The organism is Streptomyces sparsus (genome assembly GCF_054776295.1).
Window position 1 is genome coordinate 1 of record NZ_BAAHCA010000373.1, and the last position, 4,534, is coordinate 4,534.

Annotated in this window: 5 protein-coding genes; all 5 read left to right on the forward strand. The window is 72.2% G+C overall.

All coding sequences use genetic code 11. The annotated features are described in order from the left end of the window. Positions 1-154 precede the first annotated feature (154 nt). Positions 155-358 (forward strand): FitA-like ribbon-helix-helix domain-containing protein, encoded by a 204-nt coding sequence (locus ACYVE9_RS16610; protein WP_461028644.1) that lies wholly within the window; start codon positions 155-157, stop codon positions 356-358. 4 nt (positions 359-362) lie between these two features. Continuing rightward, complete coding sequence (locus tag ACYVE9_RS16615; protein WP_461028645.1) at positions 363-752, forward strand: type II toxin-antitoxin system death-on-curing family toxin; 390 nt, start codon at positions 363-365, stop codon at positions 750-752. A gap of 105 nt (positions 753-857) precedes the next feature. Beyond that, the gene (locus tag ACYVE9_RS16620) at positions 858-2,645 is read left to right on the forward strand and encodes a DEAD/DEAH box helicase (RefSeq protein ID WP_461028646.1); all 1,788 of its coding nucleotides are present in this window, start codon (positions 858-860) and stop codon (positions 2,643-2,645) included. Between the two features lie 535 nt (positions 2,646-3,180). Then, a complete protein-coding gene (locus ACYVE9_RS16625) occupies positions 3,181-3,825 on the forward strand; it encodes an IclR family transcriptional regulator (protein WP_461028647.1) in 645 nt (214 codons plus the stop codon). 56 nt (positions 3,826-3,881) lie between these two features. Beyond that, on the forward strand, positions 3,882-4,534 hold a 653-nt coding region (locus ACYVE9_RS16630; RefSeq protein ID WP_461028648.1), incomplete at its 3' end, for a hypothetical protein.

The window sequence follows — 4,534 nt, forward strand, 5'->3', positions numbered from 1 at the left end:
CGCCGTCGCCGCCGCCGTCCGGGCCGCCACCGGCCGCCCCGTCAACCGCCTGCCGATCCGCCCCCAGGCCGCCGTCGTCACCGGCTGAGCCAGGGGGCGGCCGGTCCGCCGTATCCGGTAGCACCGTGGGGTCACCCGGTGGTGCCGTCGTGGTATGGCTATGAACCTGCGGTTGCCCGAGGATGTGCAGGAAGCTCTCAAGGCGCGTGCCGACCAAGAGGGCAGAAGCATGCACGCGATAGTGCTTCTGGCTGTGGAGCGGTACCTCGTGGAGGAGGCGGACCGCGCGACGGTCCGCTCGTTGGGGGCCAAGTACGCCGACAAGCACGCGGAACTGCTCCGCGGGCTGGGGGAGTAGGCGCGTGAAGTACCTGACGCTTCAGGAAGCACTCGACCTCGCCCAACTCGCTTGCGGTGGGCAGGAAGTGGCGGTCCGGGACCTGGGGCTGCTCGGTTCGGCGCTGCACCGGCCACAGCAGCAGATGTACGGTGTGCAGGCCTACCCGGAGCTGTTCGAGAAGGCGGCGGCCCTGCTCCAGTCGCTCACCTCGAACCGTGCGCTGATCGACGGAAACAAGCGCACCGCGTGGATGTGTACCGTCGTCTTTCTCGACATCAACGGTGCCGACATGGCGGATGTCGATCAGGAGCAGGCGTACGACCTGGTCGTCGACATCGCCTCCGGCAAGCTCGACGAAGTCAAGCTGATCGCCGAGGAACTGCGCCGCCTGCGCGAGGGCGGCGCGGTGTGACGCACACCGCACTTGCCGGGGGTTCGCGGCGTCCGCGGGGGACGCACCCGGCCGCGCGGGTAGTCTGACGCGGTTGCCGATCGCCGACCCAGCCCGACGGAGACCGTGACTACCACCACCTCCTCCCATCACCTGTCCCCGGCCTTCCCCGGACGTGCCCCCTGGGGCACCGCGGGCAAGCTGCGCGCCTGGCAGCAGGCCGCGATGGACCAGTACCTGGAGAAGCAGCCCAGGGACTTCCTCGCGGTCGCGACCCCGGGCGCGGGCAAGACCACCTTCGCGCTCACCCTGGCCTCCTGGCTGCTGCACCACCACGTGGTGCAGCAGGTGACGGTGGTCGCGCCCACCGAGCACCTGAAGAAGCAGTGGGCCGAGGCCGCCGCCCGGATAGGGATCAAGCTCGACCCGGAGTACAGCGCCGGACCCGTCGGCAGGGAGTACCACGGCGTCGCGGTGACGTACGCCGGCGTCGGGGTGCGGCCGATGCTGCACCGCAACCGCTGCGAGCAGCGCAAGACGCTGGTCATCCTGGACGAGATCCACCACGCCGGCGACTCCAAGTCCTGGGGAGAGGCGTGCTCGGAGGCGTTCGACCCGGCCACCCGCCGGCTGACGCTGACCGGCACGCCGTTCCGCTCGGACACCAACCCGATCCCCTACGTGACGTACGCGGAGGGCTCGGACGGCATCCGCCGGTCCGTCGCCGACTTCACCTACGGCTACGGCAACGCGCTCAGCGACGGCGTGGTCCGCCCGGTCATCTTCCTGTCCTACAGCGGCAGCATGCGCTGGCGGACGAAGGCCGGCGACGAGATCGCCGCCCGGCTCGGTGAGCCGATGACCAAGGACGCCGTCTCGCAGGCCTGGCGGACCGCGCTGGACCCGCGCGGCGAGTGGATGCCCAGTGTGCTGCGGGCCGCCGACCGGCGGCTCACCGAGGTGCGCAAGGCCATTCCCGACGCCGGCGCGCTGGTCATCGCCAGCGACCAGGAGTCCGCCCGCGCCTACGCCAAGCTGCTGCGGGAGATCACCGGCCGGTCCGCGACGCTGGTGCTCTCCGACGACTCCGGCGCCTCGCAGCGCATCGAGGACTTCACGCACTCCGACGACCGCTGGATGGTCGCCGTCCGCATGGTCTCCGAGGGGGTGGACGTGCCGCGGCTGGCGGTCGGCGTCTACGCCACCACCATCTCCACGCCGCTGTTCTTCGCGCAGGCCGTCGGCCGCTTCGTGCGGTCCAGGCGGCGCGGCGAGACCGCCTCGGTGTTCCTGCCGACGATCCCCATGCTGATGGGCTTCGCCCACGAGATGGAGGTCGAACGCGACCACGTCCTGGACAAGCCCAAGAAGGACAGCGAGGACGACCCGTACGCCGAGGAGGCCGACCTGCTGAAGGAGGCCGAGAAGCAGCAGGACGAGGACACCGGGGACGCCGACCAACTGCCTTTCGAGGCGCTGGAGTCCGACGCCGTCTTCGACCGCGTCATGTACGACGGCGCCGAGTTCGGCATGCAGGCTCACCCCGGCAGCGAGGAGGAGCAGGACTACCTCGGCATTCCCGGCCTGCTGGAACCCGACCAGGTGCAGATGCTGCTCCAGAAGCGGCAGGCCAAGCAGATCGCGCACAGTCGCAAGCGCCCCGACGAGGAGGCGGACCTGCTGGAGGTGCCGGCCGAGCGGCGGCCCGTCGTCACCCACAAGGAACTGCTGGAACTGCGCAAGCAGCTCAACTCGCTGGTCGGCGCCTACTCGCACCAGAGCGGCAAGCCGCACGGAGTGATCCACACCGAGCTGCGCCGGCTGTGCGGTGGACCGCCGAGCGCCGAGGCCACCGCGGGCCAGTTGAAGCAGCGGATCGACAAGGTCCGCGAGTGGGCCACCCGGATGCGCTGACGCCCCCGCGAGGTGCCCGCACGCGCTGACGCGGGCGCGTACGGGTTCTGGCGTCGCGCGCACGCGTGGGTCTCGTGCGGCACGCGTCGGCGTCGTGTGCACGCGTGGGCCTCGTGCGGCACGCGTCGGCGTCGTGTGCCGCACGCCCGCGTGGGCGTCTTCTCGTGCCGCCCGCACCCGTTGGTGTCGCGCGCCGGCCGAGCGTTGACGTCGCGCGCTGCCCGAACGTGCTGAAAGCGTGTGCCGAGTTGCCCGCGCAACGCGCGCAGCCTGCCCAGCAAATCAGGGCAAAGCGGACGGCTTGGCTTGGATATTGCCCGGATTCTGGACGCGGTCTTCCGGTGAGCGGTGCCGGTCGCTAGGTTTCCGGTCACGCACACGCCCCGTGGCAGCGCCGCCCCGGAGCGCAGCCGGTGCGGCCTGCCAGCGCGACCGGTGGCCTTCGACGCCCATGCTGACCGGCGGGACCGGCAGCGCATGCGCGACCCTGCTCCACCAGGAGGCCTCCGCCGCCACTCAACCGAGGAGGGGCGTCGTGACCGCGGAGACATCTCAGACGCTCGACCGGGGACTTCGGGTCCTGAAACTGCTCGCCGACACCGATCACGGGCTGACCGTGACCGAGTTGTCCAACAAACTCGGGGTCAACCGGACGGTCATCTACCGCCTGCTCGCCACGCTGGAGCAGCACTCGCTGATCCGCCGCGACCTCGGCGGCCGGGCCCGCGTCGGCCTCGGCGTGCTGCGCCTGGGCCGCCAGGTCCACCCACTGGTCCGCGAAGCGGCCCTGCCCGCGCTGCGGTCGCTCGCCGAAGAAGTCGGTGCGACCGCCCACCTCACCCTGGTGGACGGCAACGAGGCACTGGCCGTCGCCGTCGTCGAGCCCAGCTGGACGGACTACCACGTCGCCTACCGCACCGGTTTCCGGCACCCGCTGGACCGGGGCGCCGCAGGCCGGGCGATCCTCGCCGGACGGCGCCCCGACCCCGAGCTGGAGACGGGCTTCGTCCTGACCCGCGGCGAGTTGGAGGCCGGCGCCTGCGGCGCCGCCGCCCCCCTGCTGGGGGTGGGCGGCATAGAGGGCAGCGTCGGCGTGGTCATGCTCGCCGAGGCGGTGCCCGAGCTGGGCGGCCACCGGGTGGTCGCCGCCGCCCAGGAGGTCGCGGACGCCCTGAACTGACCCGCCCGGCGAGCGGGTGCGGCCGTTCCCGGCGGGTGCTCTAGATTGCAGGGGTGATGTCGTCTCTCCCGATCCGCCGCGGACCGGCGCTGGCGGTCTGCGCCGCACTGGTCGCCGCGCTGCTCGCCGTCGCCGTGCTCGTCCCGCTGCCCTACGCGGTCGCCCAGCCCGGGATCACCACGGACGTCCTGGGTGAGCACCGCGGCCGGCCGGTGATCACGGTCACCGACGCCGACGGCGGTGACGGACGCCGGCCCGAGGGAGAGCTGCTGATGACGACCATCGCGGCTACCGCCCCCGACGACACGGTGCGACTGCCGGACGTGGTGCGGGCCTGGTTCTCCGGGCAGCGCGCGGTGATGCCGCTCGACGCGGTGTACCCGGTCGGCGGCAACGTCGAGGAGATCCGCCGGCACAACACCGCCGAGATGGAACGCTCGCAGAACGCCGCCGTCCAGGCCGCCCTGAGCCGCCTGGAGCTGTCCCCCGACGAGGTGGACGTCACGCTGCGCCTGGAGGACGTGGGCGGCCCCAGCGCCGGCCTGATGTTCACCCTCGGGGTGATCGAGAAGCTGGAGGGCGACGGCCGGGACGGCGGCCTCACCGGCGGCCGGACCATCGCCGGCACCGGCACCATCAGCGCCGACGGCGAGGTGGGGCCGGTGGGCGGGGTGCCGCTGAAGACGCAGGCCGCCGCCCGGGACGGTGC

Excerpts from the sequence above, each read along its gene's own strand:
- ACYVE9_RS16610 (WP_461028644.1), top strand. The coding sequence starts at position 155 with ATGGCTATGAACCTGCGGTTGCCCGAGGATGTGCAGGAAGCTCTCAAG.